Source organism: Ruegeria sp. AK4 (assembly GCF_056541025.1).
Genome location: NZ_JBQFXS010000001.1, coordinates 117067 through 139509, shown reverse-complemented (window position 1 = coordinate 139509; position 22443 = coordinate 117067). Strand labels below are relative to the sequence as shown.

General features: G+C 59.5%; 22 protein-coding genes. 9 read left to right on the top strand and 13 right to left on the bottom strand.

Features of this window, described 5'->3' with window-relative positions:
• Window positions 1–44: 44 nt before the first annotated feature.
• Together ACR0EZ_RS00605 and ACR0EZ_RS00600 are read right to left on the bottom strand one after the other, a co-directional pair.
• Window positions 45–1295 carry an NAD(P)/FAD-dependent oxidoreductase gene (locus tag ACR0EZ_RS00605; RefSeq protein ID WP_480609680.1) on the bottom strand — a complete coding sequence of 417 codons (1251 nt, stop codon included), beginning with the start codon at window positions 1293–1295 and terminating at the stop codon, window positions 45–47.
• Window positions 1292–2425, bottom strand: coding sequence for an enolase C-terminal domain-like protein (locus tag ACR0EZ_RS00600; protein WP_480609678.1), 1134 nt, complete (start codon window positions 2423–2425; stop codon window positions 1292–1294). Before ACR0EZ_RS00600 ends, ACR0EZ_RS00605 begins: the two co-directional genes overlap by 4 nt.
• A gap of 96 nt (window positions 2426–2521) precedes the next feature.
• On the opposite strand from ACR0EZ_RS00600, the gene ACR0EZ_RS00595 reads away from it, so the two are divergent.
• Window positions 2522–3442, top strand: a complete 921-nt coding sequence (locus ACR0EZ_RS00595) for a LysR family transcriptional regulator (protein WP_480609675.1) — start codon at window positions 2522–2524, stop codon at window positions 3440–3442.
• Here the strand turns inward: ACR0EZ_RS00595 and ACR0EZ_RS00590 are convergent.
• Window positions 3403–5097, bottom strand: a complete 1695-nt coding sequence (locus ACR0EZ_RS00590) for a thiamine pyrophosphate-binding protein (RefSeq protein WP_480609672.1) — start codon at window positions 5095–5097, stop codon at window positions 3403–3405. The genes ACR0EZ_RS00595 and ACR0EZ_RS00590 overlap by 40 nt on opposite strands.
• Before the next feature lie 112 nt (window positions 5098–5209).
• Here ACR0EZ_RS00590 and ACR0EZ_RS00585 point away from each other — a divergent pair, with 112 nt between their 5' ends.
• Window positions 5210–5914, top strand: coding sequence for a GntR family transcriptional regulator (locus ACR0EZ_RS00585; RefSeq protein WP_480609669.1), 705 nt, complete (start codon window positions 5210–5212; stop codon window positions 5912–5914).
• Window positions 5911–6621: an aspartate/glutamate racemase family protein gene (locus ACR0EZ_RS00580; RefSeq protein WP_480609666.1), complete on the top strand. Its 711-nt coding sequence runs from the start codon at window positions 5911–5913 to the stop codon at window positions 6619–6621. Before ACR0EZ_RS00585 ends, ACR0EZ_RS00580 begins: the two co-directional genes overlap by 4 nt.
• Window positions 6622–6654: 33 nt before the next feature.
• Here the strand turns inward: ACR0EZ_RS00580 and ACR0EZ_RS00575 are convergent, their stop codons facing one another.
• The gene (locus ACR0EZ_RS00575; protein WP_480609663.1) at window positions 6655–7017 is read right to left on the bottom strand and encodes a hypothetical protein; all 363 of its coding nucleotides are present in this window, start codon (window positions 7015–7017) and stop codon (window positions 6655–6657) included.
• Between the two features lie 530 nt (window positions 7018–7547).
• Between ACR0EZ_RS00575 and ACR0EZ_RS00570 the strand changes: the two genes are divergently transcribed.
• Window positions 7548–8513, top strand: a complete 966-nt coding sequence (locus tag ACR0EZ_RS00570; protein WP_480609659.1) for a chymotrypsin family serine protease — start codon at window positions 7548–7550, stop codon at window positions 8511–8513.
• 118 nt (window positions 8514–8631) lie between these two features.
• Here ACR0EZ_RS00570 and ACR0EZ_RS00565 read toward each other — a convergent pair whose 3' ends face one another.
• Complete coding sequence (locus tag ACR0EZ_RS00565) at window positions 8632–9756, bottom strand: M20 aminoacylase family protein (RefSeq protein ID WP_480609656.1); 1125 nt, start codon at window positions 9754–9756, stop codon at window positions 8632–8634.
• Complete coding sequence (locus ACR0EZ_RS00560; RefSeq protein ID WP_480609653.1) at window positions 9749–10759, bottom strand: pyridoxal-phosphate dependent enzyme; 1011 nt, start codon at window positions 10757–10759, stop codon at window positions 9749–9751. The genes ACR0EZ_RS00565 and ACR0EZ_RS00560 overlap by 8 nt, the downstream gene beginning before the upstream one ends.
• A gap of 126 nt (window positions 10760–10885) precedes the next feature.
• Between ACR0EZ_RS00560 and ACR0EZ_RS00555 the strand changes: the two genes are divergently transcribed.
• Complete coding sequence (locus ACR0EZ_RS00555; RefSeq protein ID WP_480611118.1) at window positions 10886–11041, top strand: AsnC family transcriptional regulator; 156 nt, start codon at window positions 10886–10888, stop codon at window positions 11039–11041.
• On the top strand, window positions 11002–11325 hold the full coding sequence (locus tag ACR0EZ_RS00550) for an Lrp/AsnC family transcriptional regulator (RefSeq protein ID WP_480609650.1): 324 nt from the start codon (window positions 11002–11004) through the stop codon (window positions 11323–11325). The genes ACR0EZ_RS00555 and ACR0EZ_RS00550 overlap by 40 nt, the downstream gene beginning before the upstream one ends.
• A 7-nt stretch (window positions 11326–11332) precedes the next feature.
• Here the strand turns inward: ACR0EZ_RS00550 and ACR0EZ_RS00545 are convergent, their stop codons facing one another.
• The 7 genes from ACR0EZ_RS00545 to ACR0EZ_RS00515 all read right to left on the bottom strand — a co-directional run bounded on the left by ACR0EZ_RS00545 (window position 11333) and on the right by ACR0EZ_RS00515 (window position 19354).
• On the bottom strand, window positions 11333–12196 hold the full coding sequence (locus ACR0EZ_RS00545; RefSeq protein WP_480609646.1) for an ABC transporter permease: 864 nt from the start codon (window positions 12194–12196) through the stop codon (window positions 11333–11335).
• Window positions 12197–12200: 4 nt separating this feature from the next.
• Window positions 12201–13454, bottom strand: coding sequence for an ABC transporter permease (locus ACR0EZ_RS00540; protein ID WP_480609643.1), 1254 nt, complete (start codon window positions 13452–13454; stop codon window positions 12201–12203).
• A gap of 60 nt (window positions 13455–13514) precedes the next feature.
• The gene (locus ACR0EZ_RS00535; protein WP_480609640.1) at window positions 13515–14567 is read right to left on the bottom strand and encodes an ABC transporter substrate-binding protein; all 1053 of its coding nucleotides are present in this window, start codon (window positions 14565–14567) and stop codon (window positions 13515–13517) included.
• Window positions 14568–14630: 63 nt separating this feature from the next.
• Window positions 14631–15740: an ABC transporter ATP-binding protein gene (locus ACR0EZ_RS00530; protein ID WP_480609637.1), complete on the bottom strand. Its 1110-nt coding sequence runs from the start codon at window positions 15738–15740 to the stop codon at window positions 14631–14633.
• Between the two features lie 307 nt (window positions 15741–16047).
• Entirely contained in the window at window positions 16048–16824 is a 777-nt protein-coding gene (locus tag ACR0EZ_RS00525) for an SDR family NAD(P)-dependent oxidoreductase (RefSeq protein WP_480609634.1), read from the bottom strand.
• Between the two features lie 112 nt (window positions 16825–16936).
• Window positions 16937–18304, bottom strand: coding sequence for a dipeptidase (locus tag ACR0EZ_RS00520; protein WP_480609631.1), 1368 nt, complete (start codon window positions 18302–18304; stop codon window positions 16937–16939).
• Between the two features lie 147 nt (window positions 18305–18451).
• Window positions 18452–19354, bottom strand: coding sequence for a LysR substrate-binding domain-containing protein (locus ACR0EZ_RS00515; RefSeq protein ID WP_480609628.1), 903 nt, complete (start codon window positions 19352–19354; stop codon window positions 18452–18454).
• A gap of 118 nt (window positions 19355–19472) precedes the next feature.
• Between ACR0EZ_RS00515 and proX the strand changes: the two genes are divergently transcribed.
• The 3 genes from proX (at window position 19473) to ACR0EZ_RS00500 (ending at window position 22440) form a co-directional block, all read left to right on the top strand.
• Window positions 19473–20429 (top strand): glycine betaine/L-proline ABC transporter substrate-binding protein ProX, encoded by a 957-nt coding sequence (gene proX, locus ACR0EZ_RS00510; protein ID WP_480609625.1) that lies wholly within the window; start codon window positions 19473–19475, stop codon window positions 20427–20429.
• A gap of 63 nt (window positions 20430–20492) precedes the next feature.
• Entirely contained in the window at window positions 20493–21512 is a 1020-nt protein-coding gene (locus ACR0EZ_RS00505) for a quaternary amine ABC transporter ATP-binding protein (protein ID WP_480609622.1), read from the top strand.
• 10 nt (window positions 21513–21522) lie between these two features.
• Window positions 21523–22440 (top strand): ABC transporter permease, encoded by a 918-nt coding sequence (locus tag ACR0EZ_RS00500; RefSeq protein WP_480609619.1) that lies wholly within the window; start codon window positions 21523–21525, stop codon window positions 22438–22440.
• The last annotated feature ends 3 nt before the right edge of the window (window positions 22441–22443 follow it).

The window sequence follows — 22443 nt, the reverse complement described above, 5'->3', positions numbered from 1 at the left end:
CCCTGTTTGATTTCAAAGCGCCGATGTTTGCCACCGGCCTGTTTTTATATTGCAAAACGTGAGGGCGCGTAGACGCTCATATCCGTGTTCGGGGTTCTGCCCGCGATCATCTGCGCCAGAAGACGCCCGGTTTTCGGCCCGCCTGTCAGGCCGATGTGATGATGACCAAAACCCATATACGCCCCATCAACCCCCGGAACATCGCCAATGATCGGGATCGAGTCAGCCGGTGCGGGCCTGTGCCCCATCCACTCTACCTCCTCCTTCCATGTCACGCCCGGAAAGGCCGCCCGGGCATTCTTGCGCATCAACTCAAACGGTGCGCGCGAGGGCGGTGCATCCAGCCCGCCAAATTCCACAATCCCCGCCAAACGTATCCGCCCGTCCATGGGCGTGGCAACAAACTTGCCTGATGCCACCATGACCGGGCTGCGCGGCATCGCAGAAGGGTCCACCAATTCAAGATGATAGCCACGTTCGCTTTCCAGAGGAACAGAAATTCCCAACCGTTTGGCCAATGGCCCGGACCAGACCCCGGCGGTTATGATTGCCGTGTCACATGGGATGGTTTCGCCATTTGTACGTACCCCCGTGACGCGGCCATTGTCACGTACCACGTCTTCTACACTGGCGCGGACGATCCGGCCTCCGTTCGCTTCGACATGGGCAGCGAGGTCCTTTACATACCGTCCGGGGTCTGTGATGTGCCCGTGGTCTGGCAGCCTGGCGGCAAAGCCGATCTCAGGACTGAACACCGGGTCGTAGTCGTGGAACGCCTTGCCCTCCAACTCGTCCCACTGAAACCCGTTCTTGCGCCGGATGTCCCAGCCGAACGCATCCCCTTCGAAATGCGCCCGGTCGTTGTAGAGGAACAGATAGTCAGACGGCACGATCCACGTTTCGGCACCTGTGCCGGCGGCCAGAGCCTTGTGATCGTTCAGGCTGTCGCCAACGATGGGCGCAAGGGCGGCAGCGATCCGCGCGACGTCATCGGCGTTGGCGTGGCTCAGATATCGCCTCAGCCACGGGATCAGTTTCGGCAGATAGCCCCATTTCAGAAACAACGGCTGAGACGGGCTAAACAGCATTCTCGGCGCTTTGCCCAGCAGCCCCGGAACCGTCACGGGCACGATGGAACAGGAGGCCAGAACACCGCCATTCCCGTGCGATGTGCCCTCACCCGGTCCGGCTTTGTCGATCAGGATCACGTCATGGCCGTCGCGTTGCAGCCAGACCGCCGCCGATACGCCCACAATCCCCGCGCCGATAATGGCTATGGTCTTCCTGTCGCTCACATTGCCACCGCCTTGGCCACAGCGTAATGATCCATTTTCGCCACATCGGGCCTGCTGCCAAAACCGGGCCCCGAGGGCACGACGACCTGCCCATCGCGGATTTGGAACGGGTCTTCCAGAATATCTTCCTGCAGGAAATACGACGCCTGATAGAACTCGCACCCCAGCGTGATTTCGGGCGTTGCGGCGATCATATGGGCGCCTGCCAGATGCGCCAGACCGGCCTCGAACATGTCGCCGCCATAGGCCGTCAGCCCATGCGCCGCAGCTATGCGCGCAACCGTCTGGCCGCGCGTCAGGCCGCCGGATTTCATGATTTTCACCGACACGCCGTCACAAATCCCTTCGCGCGCGGCGCGCTCCATATCTTCGGGGCCAAAGACGCTTTCATCCGCCAAAAGCGGCACATCGATCATCTGCCGCAGCTTTGCCATCATCCCGAAATGATGCGCGCGCACCGGCTGTTCGATGAAGTCCGGGTTGAACTGAGCCACATCCCGCACCTGCGCCGCAGCCTCTTCGATACCAAGCCCTTGGTTATAATCCACCCGCACCGAGAACTCGGGATAGTTCTGAGCAAGATGCTCTAACCGCATGATATCAAACGCATGATCCCTGAACCCGGTCTTGAGTTTGACGATCCGGACACCATCCTCCTGCAACCGCGCCAGCAGTTCGACATCCTGCGCGAAATCCGGGTTCGCGATGGAACAGCTTAGCGGAATCGTATCACGACACCGGCCCCCCAGCAGGGACCACACCGGCACCCCGCTGATCCGCCCGGCAAGATCCAGCAGCGCGGTTTCCAGCGCCGCCTTGGCCTCGGTACAATGGGCCACCGCATAGGCGGCGCGCGCCATGATCGCCGACCGATCCCCGACCCTTGCGCCCATCACAAGCGGGCGCAGATAGCGATCCAGCGCAGCATAAGTGGCTTCGGGCGTCCCGGTGAATACCGACCAGGGCGAGGCCTCTCCGAACCCTTCCGCCCCGCCCTCTGCCGTAAGACGCAGGACGACAATCTCACAGGCGCCTTCGACCGAGCCAATGCCATGATCCCGCCGCGACGTGACCGGCAGTTTCAGGTGCCACAGATCAAACCCGATGATTTTCTGGTCCAGATCGCTCATTTCGCCCCCAGTTGACGAAAGCAAGCCTGCCTTGACCGGTATATCATTTCAAATACTATATCTTTGAGAGTTCATCAGAAAAAATGATGCCTGACCATGTCCCTACGATTTCGCCAGCTACAGGCCTTTCACGCCATCATGGAGACCGGAACCGTGACCGGCGCGGCCTCGGTTCTGGGTATTTCGCAACCGGGGATCAGCAACCTGCTGGCTCAGTTGGAACGCGAAGCGCGGTTGCCTCTTTTCGAACGCAACAAGGGCCGTCTGCTGCCGACACCCGAGGCCGAATTGCTGTACCGAGAGGTCGATACGGTCGTGCGCGGGCTGGATCACGTGGCGCAGGCGGTCACAGACCTGCAGAACAAACACCCAGGTCAGTTGCAGGTGGCCGCGCCGCATCTGCTGTCCTTCGGCTTCATGCCGCGCGAGATCGCGCGCTTCGCCAAAAGCCGACCGAACCTGTCGGTGAGTTTTCAATCGCAGTATTCGTCGAAGATTCAGGAATGGGTGATCTCGGGCCTGTTCGAGATCGGCATTGTCGAGATGCCCATCCTGCACGACACGCTGAACTATCAGGTGTTTCAGTTCGAAACGCTGGCGACCTTTCCCGAGGGCAGTCCACTGGCGAAACACGACGTGCTCACCCCGGATATTCTGGAAAACGAGCCCTTCATCGTCATGGGCCCCGAGCATCAGACCCACCGCAGAACCCGCGACATATTCCAGACCGCAGGGCGCACATGGCGCACCCAGATTCACACGCACCTGTCCGAAAACCTGCTGAGTTTCGTCAAACAGGGCATGGGCGTTGCGATGATCGACCCGTTCACCGTCACCTTTGACGAAGAGAGCGGGTATCAGACCCGCCCCTTCCGTCCGGCGGTGATGTTGGACCTTGCAATCATCACAGCCAAGGGTCGGCCCCTTTCGACCATCGCGCAGGCGTTTCTGGCGCAACTGACCCCGTCAATCGCCGCTTACGCCACCCATTCCGAAACCGGCGCCGCCGCTTCGTGAAGCTGTTGCGAATGGATGTCCACCAGCGTCGGGCCGTCATGTTCGATGGCCTGTTTCAGAACCTTGGGCAGATCCTCGGGGTCTTTGACCGTCCATGATTTAACGCCAAAGGCCGAGGCGACGGCGGCGTGATCCGTGCGGTTGAAATCGACGTTATAGTAGCGCTGACCGAACCCGGCCTCCTGCCCGGCCTTGATCCAGCCAAAGACCGAATTCGAAAACACGATCGAGGTGATCGGCATATTGTGCCGAACCATGGTTTCGAACTCGCCGCAGGTGAACCCGAACGACCCGTCGCCCATGACAGACAGGGTTTTGACGGACGGGCGCCCTACATGCGCCCCCATCGCGGCCCCCAGCGAATAGCCCAACGCCCCATGCGCCCGGTTGGTGATGAAATGCCGCCCCGGCTTGCGCCAGCGATAATGCGCGCTGAAATAGGGGCAAGGCGTGCCGGGATCGGCGACAACAATCGCATCGTCGTCGAGGATATCCATCAGGGATGCCATAACAGCCTCGGGCCGGATCGGGGTTTCACGGCTTGCGGCAAGCGGGGCAAAGGCGGCCATCTTGGCCTGCCACGCCGCGCGCGCTTTCTCGGCACCGCCGAGGCTTGGCAGATCCTGCTGTGCCTCAAGCGCTGCGGCCAGAGCTTCCAGCGCCAGACGGGCATCGGCGCAGATGGCGACCTTGGTCTGATAATTCGCGCCTATCACCATCGGGTCACTGTCGATGTGGATGATGGTGGCGTCGCGACCGGGGCTGCGCCAACGTTCAGTGGTTACGGACCCGGCGCGGCAGCCGATAAACAGGACCACATCGGCCTGATCCACCACGGCGCGGGTTGCCGGGACGCCTCCGTTCGATCCGACGACACCCAGGGAAAGCGGGTCGGTCTCGGCAATCGATCCCTGCCCCGAGACGGTGGTGGCGACCGGCATGTCCAACAGGCTGGCAACGCGGCGCAGTGCGCCTTCGGCACCGGACAGAACCGGCCCGCCACCACAGACGGCCACGGCGGATTTTGCCTTGGCCAGTATCTCTGCCGCCGCCTCAATCGCATCCAGATCAGGCCCAGCGCGTTCCGCCGGATAGCTGCGATGGCGCGCATCGGCCCAGATCTCGGCCTCGTCCACATGGGCCTTCTGCGTGTCAAACGGCAGCGCCAGATGGGTCGCGCCGGGTGTGCCGGTTGTCATCGCCCGGAACGCGGCGCGGACCATGGCGGGCAACCGCGCCGCGTCATCCAGCGAGGCGTTCCACTTGGCAAGGGGTCGAAACAGCGCCGGTTGGTCCAACTCGGTCAGCGGATATTTCCCCCGGCTGGTCGTCGCCACGTCAGAGGTGATCGCCAGAATCGGAACCGAGCTTTCATTGGCCTCGACCACCCCCGGCAGAATGTAAGTCGCCCCACCCCCGGACGGCCCCTCGCAAACCCCCGGCTTGCCGGTCACGCGGGCATAGCCATCGGCCATATAGGCCGCGTGCCGTTCGTCCCGTGTCAGGAAATGCTGAATGCCATGATCCATCCGCGCCAGCGCATCATAGAACGGCAGCGTGGTATCACCGCACAGGCCGAACATATGGGTCACGCCATGCGCTTCGAGCATGCGCACCATCGCCTCGGCTCCGGTCAGATAATTCGTCCCTGTCATGGCTTGCGATTCCTTTAGGTCAATTCTGCACACAAGCCTGTATACAGATTTGTATATTGATTTCAAGAACTGCTTGTGGCACCTGTGGATCGCAACCGAAAGGACAGAGCACATGGCGGGTCCGCGCGTCGATGACATCTATGATCAGGTTAAGGCGATGGCGGTTTCTTTCCGTCTTCGTCCCGGTGACCGCCTGAATGAAGTCGCGCTGTCAAAAGAGCTGGGCGTCAGCCGCACCCCCCTGCGCGAGGCGCTGAACCGGCTGGTCGCCGAGCGGCTGTTCGATTTCCGCCCCGGCCAAGGCTTCTTTTGCCGACCGCTGGATGCGCAAAGCGTGTTTGACCTGTTCGAACTGCGCCAGATCATCGAGGTCGCGGCTGTTCGTACCGCCTGTGCCAAAGCCTCGGACGACGACCTGCAGTCACTGCGGGATGACCTTTATGCAACCGGGATCGACATCACCGGCCTGACCGTCGAGGACGCCGTCAACCGGGACGAGGCCTTTCATCTAGGCATCGCAAAACTCACTGGCAATTCAGAGCTTTTGCAGACCCTGACCCGGATCAACGAACGCATCCGCTATATCCGCTGGATCTCGATGAGCATGGACCGGCTGCACCGCTCGAAAGACGAACACAAGCAGGTCATGCAGGCCCTACTGAACCGCAACGCGGATGAGGCCACGCGCATTCTGGGCAACCATATCGCCAAACGGATGGATCAGGTGCAGGACGCCGTGCGGCAAGGCATCTCCAGCATCTACATGGAAGGGTCCGAGGTCATCTCGACCCGCATCATCGAGGAGGCGCAGGCATGATCGCGCAGGGCGGAAAATCCATCTACGGCGCGTCCGTCGGCATCCTCATGCTGGACGCCCGGTTTCCCCGCATCCCGGGCGACATGGGCAACGCTCTGACATGGCCGTTCCCGGTTCTCTATCGAATTGTCCGCGATGCCTCACCCGACCGGGTTGTGCGTCATAAAGCCGAGGGCATGCTGGAGGCCTTCATCGACGCCGCCCAAGAGCTGGTCAAAGATGGCGCGGATGGTATCACCACCAATTGCGGGTTCCTGTCACTGTTCCAGCAGGAACTGGCCAGCGCCGTTCCGGTTCCGGTCGTCACATCCTCGCTGACGCAGGTCGACATGGTGAACCGGACGCTTCCGGCGGGCAAACGGGCAGGTATTCTGACGATCTCGGCCTCAACGCTGACCGGTGATCACTTGCAGGCAGCGCAGGTACCGCTGGGCACGCCGATCGGCACCACCGAAGGCGGCCATGAATTCACCCGGGCCATTCTGGGAAATGAGATCTCGCTGGATGTGGACAAGGCCCGCGCTGACAATATCGAGGCCGCCCTTGACCTGCAGTCAAACCACCCCGATCTGGGCGCGATTGTTCTGGAATGCACGAATATGTGCCCCTATGCGGCGGATATTCAGCAGGCAACAGGCCTGCCGGTCTATTCGATGGTTTCGCTTGTCAGCTGGTTTCAGGCGGGACTGACACCCCCGACGTATTAGTGCGATGCCATTAGTCCGGCTTGGTTCCGGCCTTTACTCCAAAGGCAGGGCATTGAATTGCCCGACCTCGACCACCTCCACCCTGACGCCTTCAATCTCTTCCGGAAACCGCTCGTCTTCGCTCAGTTCCTCCTGAGCCACCATTTTTTCGACGTAGATGACGATACAGGCCGAGCCATCGTCATCGCGGCAGACCCCATCCGCCACGGCCACCACATGCGGATAACCCATCAACTCGGCCTCGTGCCGGGCCAGAACGCCTGCGACTTTTGTTCGATCAGCAGCAAGCGGCTGTGGCGCGTCGCTTACCGCGGCAAATTTCCGCCACCCGTCCGCGAATTGGCGTCCGGCGGCAATCTGATCTTCTGACCAATTTGGTCCCGGTGTCTTTGTCATTGGCCCCTCCAAAATGGAAATAGGATGAAAACCGTTTGCGCTGTGTTCTGCCGGTGAAACGGTAAACGCGTTGCTGATGGCAACGATCAAAATCTGGGCAATCATCTTACCATGCTTTCCCAAGTCAGTTGAGTAGACGCCAACCCGTTGATCGACCCAAGCGTACCCTACTCTGGCTTTCAAATATAAGTTCGCCGCCTTAGAAAACAACCAGAGCTTGGCCTGGCATGCCTCGTCACCTTGGCGGATTGCCGCCAAGACAGCGTGGCCGCTGTTTCGCATTATGGTTGTTTCTGCTATACTTGAATCTCGCTCCACTCATTCAATGAAGAAACTTCCGTGACCTTTTTTCAGGTCGGGACGGAGCGTGTATTTTCTCAGAAGAACTTCATTTTTAGGAGTAAATTATGCCCAAAAATCTTTCAAAATGGACAAGTGCTCAACAGAAAACCGGTCAGAAATCTGCAGATTCGTGGACTGCGTTTGCAAAGCAGCAGCAGGGCGCACCTAATGAACAAAGTCTGTCCGCGATGGGTGATATCGCCCGTATTGCGGAAGTGCAGGACAAGCACGAGGCCGAGCTTTTGGCAATGGATAACGTCGTCGGCGTTGCCGCTTCGAAAAAGGTCAAGGGCGGAAACCCTGGGGATCAAAGCACCCTGACCGTTTACGTCACCGCAAAACAAAAGTCGGCAAATCTCGACAAGGCGTCAAAAGTGCCCTCGAGAATTGATGGTGTTCCCACCGATGTCGTCGAAGTCGGCGAGATTGAGGCGCTTGCGTTCAACGCAAAGGTCCGGCCAGCTTTGCCCGGCTACAGCATCGGGCATTACAATATCACGGCCGGCACGTTCGGTGCTCTGGTCCGGGATGTGCGGCGGTGCTGCTGCAAGGTCGAGAAAGGGTGTGACTGCGACGGGTATCGTCAGGACTGCGAAAGCGACTATCTGATCCTGTCCAACAACCACGTTCTGGCGGATGTCAATCAGGCCCGCCCGGGTGACAAGATCCTGCAGCCGGGCCCTGTGGATGGCGGTCTGTTCCCCTCGGACATGGTGGCGACGTTCGAGCGCACCGAAGAAATTGTGTTTGGCGCAAGCGGGTACAATCTTGTCGATGCCGCAGTGGCGCGCCCGACAGACAGCCGCAATGTCACCGCGTCAATCCTTGGCGCTGCGGCCCCGACCGGGGTTGGTCAGGCCTTCCCGCTTATGAACGTCCTGAAAGTTGGCCGCACAACGGAAGTGACCGCCGGAGTGGTTCTGGCGACCAATGCAACGGTTCAGGTCGGGTTCGGCGGCGCAGGTGTTGCGACCTTCCGGCACCAGATCCTGACGACGGCAATGGCGGCAGGCGGCGACTCTGGCAGCTTGCTGATGGACTTTGATCTGAACGGGGTCGGACTGCTGTTTGCAGGTTCGCCCATTATCACGATCCACAACCATCTGCTTGACGTTCAGAACACGCTTGGAGTCGAGTTGGTGACGACCCGCTGATTTCCTGATCGGAACAGGACGAAGGCCCTCAGCAGTGTTGGGGGCCTTTGTCCAAGCGTTCGGGAAGCGGCGGTGCAACACATTATTGGGTCTGCAATTTTCGACTGGGGCTTCGCGGTCAAAACCCCCGCCGCGCAAGGTTGGTCCAGAACGCGATGCCGTGACGGATCGCGTCATCGTTGAAATCGTAGGAGGGGTTGTGAAGCGGCATTGCGTTGTTCCCCTCGACCCCGTTGCCCATCATGATGAATGCCCCCGGACGATGGGCAAGAAACTCGGCAAAATCCTCTGAGAACCCCACCCGTCCGTAATTGGCATCGACACGGCCGACATCGCGGGCCGCTTTCGCGATCAGGTCGGTGGCTGCGGCATCGTTGACCAGAGGCCGGAATGACGTCGAGTAGTCGACTTGCGCCTCGGCCTCTTGCGCCGCACAGACGCCGGCCACGATGGCGCGCATTCTGCGTTCGATAGTTGCAGAAACATCGTCAGAAAACCCACGGCAATCCCCACGCAGGGTGGCATTGCTCGGCAGGATATTCCGCGCGCCATCGGTCAGAAACTCGGTGACGGAAACCACTGCGTGTTCACGAGGGGAAAGCGAGCGAGAGACGATCGACTGCAACTGCTGCACAATCGCGGACCCTGTCACTATCGGATCAATGCCTGCCTCTGGCATCGAGGCATGCCCGCCCCGGCCTTGAATGCGGATCTCGAAATTGTCCTCGAACGCGCAGAACGGGCCCGCTTGCGTGGCGAAATGGCCAAGCTCCATTCCCGGCAAATTGTGCAGGCCGAAGATCGCGGCCATGGGGAAGCGGTCGAACAATCCATCCGCGATCATCGCGGCGGCCCCGTTTCCGTTCTCTTCATCCGGCTGAAAGATGAAATGAACGGTGCGTTTGAAAGCTGGGTCTGCGGCGAGTTCCAGCGCGACTCCGAGCAGCATGGCGCTGTGGCCGTCGTGACCGCATCCGTGAAACTTGCCGTCTGTTTGCGAGCGATAGGGCAAGTTGGTCGCTTCCTGAATCGGCAGGGCGTCCATATCGGCACGAAAGCCGATTGCGGTGTCCTCGGGACCGCGGCGCAAGGTGGCAACGATACCCGACCGGCCTACGCCACGGGCAACCTCAAGCCCGGCGCGCTCCAGCTCTGTAGCGATCAGATGCGGGGTCCGGTCAAGATCAAAGCCGGTTTCCGGGTGGGCATGCAGATCACGGCGAAATGCGGTGAGGTCAGGCATCGGACACACTTCCTTCAGACAAGACAATCAACGGCAATTCCGCCTGATCCGTCAAGCAGGCTGCCAGACCTGCCGCCCCGGAGGGTGTGGTGGAAAACCCCAATTCGCGCGCCTGCTCAACAGCGGCCAGAGCCTGCTGATCACTGATCGTCACCCAATCGTCGGCACAGTGTTTCAGAATATCCAAAGCCAGCATGGATGGCGTTTTGCAATCCAGACGCCCCATGTTCGACACCGGGCCATCGACGGTCACGATCTGTCCCGCTCGCGCACTTTCCTTGAGGCACGGGGCGGCGTCCGGTTCGACGACGATGATCTTAGGCTGAACCGGCCAGTTCGACCGGATCATGTATGCTACCCCCGCAGCCAGCCCGCCAACGCCTGCCTGCAAATACACATGGCTGGGCCAGGTCCCCGCGCCCTTTAGCTTGCGGCGTATTTCCTCGGCAATGACGGTATAGCCTCCCATCACCAGCCGGGGCGGTTCGGTGTATCCCGGCCAGGACCCATCGGCAAGGTGGATGGCACCGCTTGCCTCGGCATCGGCAATGGCTGCTGCTACGCTTGCCTCGTAGTCTTCGCCGGATCGAACAACCCGGGCCCCCTTGTCCCGCAGACGAATGGCAAAGTCCTCGGGCACCGTTTCGGCAAGATGAATGCGGGCCTGCGCGCCAAACAGGCGCGCGCCAGCGGCCACGGCCATGCCGTGATTGCCTGCGCTGGCGCAGACAAAGGTCATCAAGCGGGCAGTTTCCCTTACGGGATCATCCAGAAAGGCGCTGGCTTCCAACGGGCGACCAACGCGCGCTTCGATCAGCTTGGCGACCGCATAAACCCCGCCCAGCGCTTTGAACGCGCCAAGGCCCATGCGGTTGGTTTCATCCTTGATGAGTATTGACCGCCCCCGAAAACCGCAGGTTTCCAAGGGGCTGGGTCTGTAGGCGGGGCATTCAGCCAGCAAAGCCAGCGGCTTCGCAACGTCGAGTTTGACAGAGTTTTCCATAGGAAGAGTTTTACGTTTAAAGTTTGATCATTTATGGTCAATTTGGCTAAATTTTTGGGAAAATTTCTCAAATCATAGGGAAAACTCGTGAAACTCGATCAGTTCGACCGAAACCTGCTTCAACTGATGCAAACCGACGCGAAAATGGGCCTTGAAGCTTTGGCGTCCGAAACAGGCCTGTCCGTTGCATCCGTCCAACGGCGGCTGAAAGCGCTCAGAACCTCGGGGCAATTCTTTCCGAAGTGGCGATCGTCGACCCAAAAAAGCTGGGCGTTGCGATGAGCTTCATCGTGATGGTCGAACTGGAACGCGAACGTCAGGATCAGATCGACGCTTTCTCGCGCCAGGTGCAGTCTGAACCCATGGTCCAGCAATGCTACTACATCACCGGAGACGCCGATTTCTGTCTGGTCTGTACCGCAAAGGATATGGACGACTTTCAGGAACTCACACAGCGGCTTTTCTTCGACAATTCAAACGTCCGTCGCTTTCGGACATCCGTTGTGATGGGACGAAAGAAGGTCGGTTTGGGTGTTCCCGTTGGCGACGCGGCCGGACAAAATTGAAGCCGTGTCAGGCCGCGTCCGCCTGAAAGGCCCCCCTCAAGCGTTCGGACCTGCGGCGCAGCAATTCGAGCGTTGCCAACAGCGCGATGGACAAAAGCACCAACAGTGTCGCCACCGCAAGAATCGTCGGGTTGATCTGTTCCCGGAGGCCCGAGAACATCTGGCGGGGTATTGTGCGTTGTTCGGGACCGGCCAGAAACAACACCAGAACAACCTCATCAAACGATGTCACAAACGCAAATAGCCCGCCCGAGATCACGCCGGGCCGGATGATCGGTATGACCACATCGAAGAACACCTTTACCGGCGATGCCCCCAGGCTGAGGCCCGCACTGAACAAAGATCGATCAAAGCCGGTCAGCGTTGCGGTGACGGTGATGATGACAAACGGCACGCCAAGGGCGGCGTGGGCGATGATCAGACCTGCATAGGTGCTGACCAGATTGAAATTCGTGTAGAAGAAGAACATGCCCGCCGCGATGATGATCAACGGCACGATCATGGGCGACAGAAGCAGCGCGGTGATCAGGCGTTTGAACGGCATCCAGGGCGACGCAAGCCCAACCGCTGCCAGCGTGCCCAGCACCGTTGCCAAAATCGCGGCGGCGATCCCGACGACGAAACTGTTCCAGATCGCCAGCGTCCATTTCTGATCCTCGGCGATGGCCTGATACCAGCGCAGGGAATAAGCCTCGGGGTCGAGCGAGAGCATGCCTTCGGTGAAGGTAAAGAACGGCTCGGCGTTAAAGGACAGGGGCACGATGACCAGAATGGGCAGCATCAGAAATACAAGCACCAGATAGGCCGAAAAGCGCAATGCATAGTGCCCGGCGATGTGCCAAAAGGTAAAATACTCTGGGAACTTCCGCATCGCCTTAGCCCAGCTTGATGTTGCCCGCGCCCACGAACCGGTCATAGAGCCAGTAAAGCGCAAGGATCAGGAACAGCAGAAGCGAGCCAAGGGCGGCTGCAAGTTCCCAGTTGTTCGATTGCTGCATGTGGAAGGCAATGATGTTCGAGATCATCTGGCCATCCGTGCCCCCGACCAGAGCCGGCGTGATATAGTAGCCAACCGAGATTATGAAAACCAGCAGCGCGCCAGCCGACAGGCCCGGCAAGCTCATCGGAAGATAGATGCGAAGAAACGCGGCAATTGGCGGGCTGCCCATCGACATCGCCGCGCGCATATAGCTGGGGTCGATGCCGCGCATGACCGAATAGAGCGGCAGGATCATGAAGGGCAGCAGGATATGCGTCATCGCGATGATGGTCGAGAACTGCGTATACAACATCTCGAGCGGCGCATCGGTCAGGCCCAGGGCAAGCAGGGTAGAGTTGACCACTCCGTTCGTTTGCAACAGGGCGATCCAGGCAGTCGTTCGCACAAGAAGCGATGTCCAGAAGGGCAACAGCACAAAGACCATCAGCAGGTTCGCGGTTCCGCTGGAACTGTTGGCCATGAAATAGGCCAGCGGATAGCCCAGAATGACGGTCAGGATGGTGATGATCAGCGCCATCCAGAGCGTTTTGCCATAGAGTTTGACATAAATCTGCGTCTCGCGGCGCTGGATGCCGCCGTCGGGATCGTTTTCCAGATCAAGCGCCGTAAGGTAATATCCGGCGGTATAGACCTGACCGGTTTTCTTCAGCGCCTGCCAGATTTCGGGTTCACCCCATTTGGCATTGGCCTCAATCAGAATCGCGGAGCCGTTGCTGGCCAGTTCGCTGTCCTCGGCCCGGCGCAGCTTGCGTGCGGTGGACTTGATGACGCTGGACGACCCGGGAAGGGCGCGGTTCACCTCTTCGGCCAGTTGGCCGGATGTGCGGTCATTGGCGAGCCGCTTAAGGTCAGCGGCGAAGGTATTGAGTATCTCGTCATCCGGTCGCGCCTGACCGTCCCAATCGGCAAGCGGCGCAAGGGTGTCGGGAACAAGGCTGGCAACCGTTGGATTGTAGACGCCGCGATACAGCATCGAGGCAATCGGCGCGACGAAAGAAAAGCCGATAAAGGCCAGCAGCGGCACAACGAACATAAACGCCCGGCGGCGGCGCGCCCGGTATTCGCGCGCGGCGTTGCGGGCGTCTTCGCGGCTCAAACCCTCTGAAACTGTGCCTGTCGTGTCGGGCAAATGCTTTTCTCCGGTCAGAATGCCTGCGCCGGGAAACCGGCACAGGCAGGTGTCACAGGCTTACTGCAGCAGCCATTCGTTGAACTTCTCACCCAGCGACTCGCCATAGTCGGCCCAGAAAATACCGTCAGCCTTGACCCCTTTGTCGAGGTGTGCCGTCGGCAGGTCCTGCTTGACGTCTTCGGGCAGAAGCGCCTGCGCAGACTTGCGGGTCGGGCCGTAGGCCACGTCCTGCATGCCCGACAGCGGCACGGTCTGGGTTGCGAACTTTACGAACTCCAGCGCCGTGTCCAGCTGATCCGTGCCTTTCATGATCGACCACACGTCAAGGTCATAGACATGGCTGTCCCAGACCATTGTGAAGGGCGCGCTTTCTTCCTTGATGGCGGCAAAGATACGGCCATTGGCCGACTGCACCATCTGCGCACCGCCGTCGTTCAACAGAACGGGCGCCTGCGACCAGCTATCATACCAGACGATGTCGTCCTTGATGGTGTCGAGCTTGGCGAAGGCTTGCGCCTGGCCCTCGTCGGTGGACAGGACGTCGTAGACCTGGTCAGGTGCGACGCCATCGGCCAGTAGGGCCCATTCCATATTCACCTGCGGACGTTTGCGCAGGCCGCGCTTGCCCGGGAAGGCTTCGGTGTCGAAGAAATCGGCGATGGTCGTGGGCCCGTCGGCATAAGCATCGTTTTTGTAGGCAAAGATGATGGTCCAGACGATGTTGCCGACACCGCATTCGTGCAGCGCCTCGGGGATGAAGTCATCCGCCGCCGGGGTGCCGTCATCCCCGGCTGGCAGTATCGAGTGATCGATGACCTCGAGATAGCCTTCCGAGCAGGCGCGTTCGAGGTCGATCACCTCGATATCGACGACATCCCACTGAACGTTGCCGGATTCGCTTTGCGCCTTCATTTCGGCCACGCCGCCGCCGTAATCCTCGAACAGGACATTGACGCCGCTCTCGGCCATGTAGGGATCGATCATGTGCTCTTGCTGCGCGGCCCCGTAGGCACCGCCGAACGATGTGACGGTCAGGTCCTGCGCAGCGGCACCAGATGCCGCCAGTGCCAGAGCGGCAGCGCATGTGAGCAATTCAGATTTTCTAATCACTTTCACCTCCTGTTGTCGCGGGAGATTTGGGTCCCGCCTTCCCTGTACATGCCTCGCGCGCCCTTATGCCGGGAACGCAATGCAATCCGAAGTCAGCCACATCAGGCGACCATCCTGTCCTTCCGAAAACTCTGGCGCCGACAGGTCGTTGAGAACTTTGACGACGATCTCGGACCCGTTCGCCAGTTTGAAATAATACCGGATGAAATCGCCCACATAGATGCGGGTGATAAATTTCGCGGTTAGTTCGTTGTCGTGATCATGGGTTGTGGGATAAATGAACAGCTTTTCGGGCCGCACCGACACGCGGCACGGCGCGTTCTCGGCCAGCCCCTCCCCCGCCACGGCCACCACGGTTTCGCCGCCCGGCGTCACGATCCTGGCTTCATCGCCCGAGATCGACTGCACCTGCCCTTCGATAAAGTTGTTCTCACCGATGAATTCGGCCACGAAAGCATTCGAAGGACGTTCATAAAGTTCGGCAGGCGGCGCGCATTGCTGCACGACACCGTCGTTGAATACGGCGATCCGGCTGGACATCGAAAGCGCCTCGGCCTGATCGTGGGTCACGTAGATCACGGTGACGCCAAGCTGTTCGTGCAGGCGCGTAATCTCATACTGCATCTGTTCGCGCAGTTTCTTGTCCAGCGCCCCCAGCGGTTCATCCATCAGGATCAGCGTCGGCTCGAATATCATCGACCGCGCCAGTGCAACCCGTTGTCTTTGCCCGCCGGAAAGCTGACCGGGATAACGCCCCCCAAATCCATCCAGTTCAACAAGCTTGAGGGAGGCAACCACTTTGGCCTCGATCTCGGATTTGGACATTTTCCGAACCGAAAGCGGATAGGCCAGATTTTCCGCGACAGTCATATGCGGAAACAGCGCGTAGTTCTGAAAGACCATCCCGATGTTTCGGCGGTAAGGTGCGATGCGGTTGATCGACTGCCCCCTGATCGCAATGTCGCCCGAGGTGACGCTTTCAAACCCGGCCAGCATCATCAGAACGGTGGTCTTGCCGGACCCGGACGGACCAAGAAGGGTAATGAATTCACCTTCTTCGACCTGCATGTCAAAGCCCTTTACGACCAGATTTTTCTGATCGTAGGTTTTCTTGACGTCATCAAATACCAGAAAAGGCGTTGCGTTCCCGACCTGCAGCTTCTGGGTGCCCATGATTTTCGCCACCGTGTTGACCGTTCAAATTTGTCGCGGTTTCTCGCAATACTAAGGAGTTAAACGCGGATTCTCATTTACTGCAACTGATTAATCAGAGTTGGTATTTCGCGGTTTTTCTGCCTGGCGATTGTATTTCCAAGGCGGCTTTGTCGCCCCTTTCTGCCGTAGCTAGCAAAGCGTGTTTTGGACAGGGTCCCGCTTTCTGGCGACCAAGTGATGTGGCGTTCAGGCCCATCGAACCGGCCTCTTGCCGCCAGCGCAAAGCCCTGCGTTTCCCGGTCTGGATCAAGCGCGCGTCCGGCACCTACTTCTCTTGCATCTTCCGCACCATCGACAGCTTGGTCTTTTGGGGAAGAAACGGCAAAACCCAGTTCAGAACAAAGCCCAACCGGCCCTCGTTTATCACGGTCAACTTGCCCGCAAGCATGGCGTCATAGCCGATCCTGGCGGTCGCGGCCGCCGTCATTCCCTTTTGTTTGACCAGACCGGTGCCCCCCAGATCGGCGGCATCGGCAAAGCCCGTTTCGACATAGCCGGGTTCCAGCGCCGTCACCGTCACCCGGTCGTTCTTCATTTCCTCGGCCAGCGCCTGACTGAAGCTGGATACAAAGGCTTTTGTGGCAAAATACGTGGCCTGTAATGGCCCCGGCATATGCGCCGCCGTGGACGAGACGTTGAGGATCCTGCCGCCGCCCCGTGCCACCATGTCCTTGCCATACATATGGCAGAGCGCGACCAGCGCGTCGATGTTAAGATCGATCATCGCCTGATCGGCTTGCAACTCGCGCTCGACGAACTTGCCGTGGCCGCCGAAGCCTGCATTGTTGATCAGGATATCGACCTGAACGCCGGTCTTCGCCACCGTATCATAGAGAGTCTGCGCACCCCCTTCGGCACCAAGATCCAGCGGGATCGCTGTGACCGCCACCTTGTGCTCGGCCTCAAGCTCGGTCTTGAGCGCTTCCAACTCGTCCTTACGGCGCGCCGTGATGATGACATCGCCCCCATTGCGGGCATGCAGGCGTGCAAATTCCCGGCCGATGCCAGAGGACGCGCCGGTGATCAGGGCTGTGTTGGGCATGCGTGGTCTCCTCAGCTATTGCGATGAAGGTCGCAGGGATAGCGCGCCGCTTCAACTTACATTTTTAGATCTGGAAATGACCGTCCCGGGGTGGAAAAAACACCGCCTGCGCTCACTCTCCCAATCGTTCCATAAGCCGTGCGTATGCCGTCTGGCCCCGCCGGAAGGTGGGCAGGCGAAAGAACTCATCCGGGGCATGTTGGTTTTCGTCTTCGTGGCCGAACGCAAACATCACGGCGTGCAGCCCAAGCTCATCCAGAAGCGTTGACATCACTGGGATCGACCCGCCAACCCGCGTCTTGTAGGCAGGTTTTCCATAAACCTCTTCCAGAACCTGCCCCGCAATGGCGGTCGCGTTGTGCCCGGCGGGGACAAGAAACGGATCCGCCCGACCGGGGTTCCGCGACACCTCGGCGGTTACGCCGGGCGGGCAATGCGCACCGACATGCGCGGCAATCAGGTCAAAAACCTTCTCGGGGTTCTGATCTGCCACCAGCCTGCAGGTGATCTTGGCCGAGGCGACCGCAGGCAACACGGTCTTTGTGCCCTGGCCCTGCCAGCCGCTGGTTAAACCATTGACCTCAAGTGTCGGGCGCGCCCACAGGTTTTCACGCGTTGTGAATCCCGGCTCACCAAGTGTCGAGGGGGCACCGGTTTGCGCAAGATAAGCCGCTTCATCCCACGGCACCTTCGCGATCGCCGCGCGATCTTCATCGGTCAGGTCGATAACATCGTCGTAGAAACCGGCAACCGTGATCCGCCCATCGGGTGACTTCATGCTGGCCAGCAGCTGGGCAAGGGCCATTGCCGGGTTTGCGACCCCTCCCCCATGCAGGCCCGAGTGCAAATCGGATGCCGCGCCCTGCACCGAAATTTCAAGCGAGGTGAGGCCTTTCAGGCCCAGAACCAGCTGCGGGGTCTCTGTATCCCACTGGCTGCCATCCGCCGAAAAAATCATATCCGCCTGAAGGCGGTCGAGATTGGCTTCGATGAATGGCGGCAGATCGGGCGAGCCAATCTCTTCCTGCCCTTCAAAGAAAAACCGCACGTTTACCGGCAGTTTACCGGTCTCTGCCAGCAGCGCCTCGGCAGCGAGGATCGGTATCAGCATCGCCCCCTTGTCGTCGGTCGCCCCGCGCCCGTAAATCCGATCCCCGCGGATGGTTGGTTCAAACGGGGGAGAAGACCAGAGTTCAAACGGTTCCGCCGGCTGCACGTCGAAATGACCGTAGATCAGGATCGTCGGCGCACCCGACCCGGCATGAAGCCAGTCGGCGCAAACGACCGGATGGCCTGCGGTGTCCATCATCTGCACATTTTCCATTCCGGCCGAAATGAGCCGGTCGACCACCCATTGCCCGGCGTTCCGAACATCGCCCGCGTTTTCGGGTTTGGCTGAAACAGACGGAATTCTTATAAAATCGCACAACTCTTCCACGAAACGCGGTTGATGTGTGTCCAGATACTCTGCCCAACCCATGGTCTGCCCTCCCCTATGGTCCCGTTCAAACTGGCGAAACTGAATTGGGCCTGCAAGTCCGCAGAAGATAATCTTCGCTTATTGTCAGTCCGCGAAAGGCCGTTCAGCCCAACACGCCCGAGGATGGGCGTCAGAGACCAAACCGTTTCAAACCATGCCCAGCGCCTGTTCGATCAACCAATCGTAAAAAGCCTCGGCATCGGCGCGGTTTTCGGTCGTGTTGATCAGGTAAAACCAATCGCGTTCGATCTCGAGAAACCCGTCAAGTTTCCTGAGCGATCCATCCTCAAGATAAGGATCAACCAGCGGGTTTCCGGCCAATGCTATGCCGTGCCCGGCGATCGCCGCCTGAAGCATGTTGATATAGGTGTTCAGAACCACCCCCGACGACTCTTGCGGCGGGGTGATCGCGTTCTGGCGGAACCAGTTCGGCCAGCGCGCGCCCGGACGGTAAATGCCGGACAGGTGCAGAAGGTTTTCCTGAATCAGGTCCTGAGGTTCGCGCAACGCGGTACGCGCGTGGTATTTCGGGCTGACAACCGGGAAAACAACTTCCTGCAACAGTGGCGTTACCGACTTCCCGCCGGGCAGCGTTTTTGAATATCGGATCGCCACATCCACGCCCTCGGCCTCAAGATCAAGCTTGCGGTCGGAAACCATCAAATTCAGTTCGATCTCGGGGTGGATATTGCTGAACTCGACCACACGAGGCATCAGCCAATAGGTGGCAAAGGCCGATGTGGTCGTAACCGTAAGCCGCCGCCCACCGGAACGGGCCTGTACGCTGCTCAGCGCCGAGGCGATCTGGTGCAAGGCCGGCGAGACCTCGGACTCCAGTGCCTTACCGGTTTGCGTCAACGTGACTTTTCGGTGTTCCCGATAGAACAGCTTGGCCCCCAGCGCGGCTTCCAGATCGGCGATCTGGCGGCTTACCGATACCCGGCTGACGCCAAGTTCCTCGGCCGCTCTTGTAAAGTTTGAGTGTCGGCTGGCCGCTTCAAAAGTGATCAGATGCGGTATCTTTGTAAGCGTGTTTCGGAGATTTGCCATAACGCTATGGTTAACAGAAGGCGACGCATTTTGGAACTTCACAAGCCCGGCATTCTCACCAAACATTATGCGCAACGGCGCGGTCTGCCCCGGTTTTCCGCGCATATGGGAGGACAGCATGACGACATTCACCAAACTCACCCTGGCCACCGCGCTTGGCGCTACACTTGCTCTGCCGTCACTGGCAGCGGATCAACCCGGAGCGGGCGTAACTGTATCGCCGATCAAGGGCTCGCCTGCCAATGCGTGGTTTCAGCACATGGTGGTGCAGTTGGGCCTGGAACAACTGGGCTACGAGGTCGAAGAGACGCTGGAAGCAGATTTCCCGGCTGTCCATCTGGCGGTCTCTTCCGGGGACGCGGATTATACGTTCAATCATTGGAAGCCGCTGCACAACGAATTCTTCGACAAGTCGGGCGGGGAAAGCGTGATGACCCGCGTTAACCCGGCCATCAAAGGCGCGGGTCAGGGCTATTTCATCGACAAGAAAACCGCCGAAGAGCACGGCATTACGGATATCGGTCAATTGTCGGATACGGCACTGGCAGCCGTCTTCGACAGCGACGGCGACGGGCGCGCCAACCTTTCGGGCTGCAATCCGGGTTGGGGGTGCGAACTCGCTATCGAAACGCATCTGGACGACTACGACCTGCGCGAGGTGGTCCAGCATGATCAGGGCAGCTACTTCGCGATCATGGCAGACACGATCACCCGCTACAACGAGGGCGGATCGATCCTGTATTACACATGGACCCCGAACTGGATCAGCGACGTGTTGGTCCCCGGAACGGATGTCGTTAAAATCGGCGTACCGACCGACGGCGATTTCGACGCGGGGTTTGCGGTGAACGACGTGTATATCGTCGCCAACAACGATTTCCTCGAAGACAACCCCGCAGCGGCCAGGTTCTTTGAGCTGGTCGATATCCCGATCTCGGCTGTCAACGCGGCTCAGGTCAAGCTGCGCGACGGGGAAAACACGCTGGAAGATTTCCGTCGCCACGCCGCAGACTGGGTTGCCGCCAATCAGGACACGTTCGACAGCTGGGTTGCCGAAGCCGCTCAGGCCAATTGATACCTCCTCGTCACTGGTGGCGCGGCCCGTGTCGCGCCCTCTCTTTTCCGGAAAGGACTGTCCATGAGTGACGCGCAAATTGAATGTCGCGATCTGTGGAAGATTTATGGCCGACGCGCAGACGAAGCGATGCAGGCCGTTCTGACCGAAGGGCTGAGCAAGGAAGAGGTACGCGACCGGTTTGATTGCGTTCTGGGTGTAAGGGATGCCAGCTTCACCGTCCAAAAGGGCGAGATTTTCTGCATCATGGGCCTGTCAGGTTCAGGTAAGTCGACCCTTGTCAGGCACGTGAACCGTCTGATCGAACCGACCTCGGGCGAAATCCACGTCGCCGGGCAGCGCGTTGATACGATGGACGAATCTCAGTTGCGGCAATTGCGGGCCGAGACCATCGGGATGGTTTTTCAACACATGGCGCTCTGGCCGCATCGGACGCTGGGCGACAACGTGGGTTTCGGCCTCGAAGTACGTGGTATCACGGCACAGAAGCGTCGCGACGCAGCGATCAAAGCGCTTGAGGCTATGGACCTTGGCGGATGGATCGATCACTACCCGGATCAGCTTTCGGGCGGAATGCAGCAGCGTGTGGGCCTTGCCCGTGCGCTGGCCGCCGACCCCGAAATCCTGCTGATGGACGAGCCGTTTTCGGCCCTCGACCCCCTGATACGCCGCCAGTTGCAGGACCAGTTCCTGAACCTGTCCGCCCATTTGGACAAAACCACCCTTTTCATCACGCATGATCTGGATGAGGCCATCCGAATGGGCGATCACATCGCCATCATGAATGACGGTGAGATCGTGCAGATCGGCACACCGGAAGAGATCGTGACCAACCCGCGCGACGATTATGTCGCCGAATTCGTCAAAGGCATCAGCCGTGTCGGTCTGGTGCGCGCCGAAACCATCATGGACAAGCTGGACGGTCGCGAGGCAACCGCGAAACAGGTGCGCACCGATGCCGAGCTTGGCGAAATCATCGAACATTTCATGGACGACCAATTGCCGGTGACCGTTGTCAGCCCGGACGGCCCCGCTGTGGGTCAAATCACCATCAAAGCCGCACTGACGGCGCTGCGCGGTTAAGGGAGGCACCATGGATCTCTGGAATATCTTCGATACCGAGTGGGTGCCGGTCGGCACCTGGGTCGAGAACGCCTTGCAATGGGTGGTGACCAATTTCCGCTTTATCTTTCAGGCCATCAAAGTCCCGTTCGAAATCGTACTGACCAGTCTGGAGGATGCTTTAACGCAGGCCCCCGATCTGTTGATCTTTGCACTGATCATACTGATCGCGTGGCAGGCAGGTGGCCGAAAACTGGGCTTGGTTTCGACGGCGTGCATGTTGGGCATTGGTCTGATGGGCGCGTGGGAAGAAAGCATGACAACCCTGTCCATCGTGCTGACATGCGTCGTCTTCTGCTCGCTCATCGGTATCCCGTTGGGCGTGATTGCGGCCAAGAACAACCGGTTCTGGACCGTGTTGCAGCCCATTCTGGACCTGATGCAGACCATTCCGTCCTTTGTCTATCTGGTCCCGATCGTCATGCTGTTTTCAATCGGCAACGTCTCGGGCGTGATTGTGACCTTTATCTACGCGTTGCCGCCGGTTGTCCGCCTGACCAATCTGGGTATCCGGCAGGTGCGCCCGGACATGGTCGAGGCGGCCCGCGCCTTTGGGGCGTCGAACCGTCAAACGCTGTACAAAATCGAATTGCCGTTGGCGATGCCCACGATCATGGCCGGTGTGAACCAGACCATCATGATGGCCCTGTCCATGGTTGTTGTGTCCTCGATGATCTCGGTCACAGGACTGGGGCAGATGGTGCTGCGGGGTATCGGGCGTCTGGACATGGGCCTTGCCACGGTCGGCGGGCTGGGAATTGTCTTTCTGGCCATCGTCATCGACCGCACCTCGCAAAGCTTCGGCATCTCGGCCCGCGAACGCAACCACAAGAAATGGTACGAAACCGGCCCGGTGGGCGCTGTGCGTGCCCTGATCGGGAAGGCCTAGACC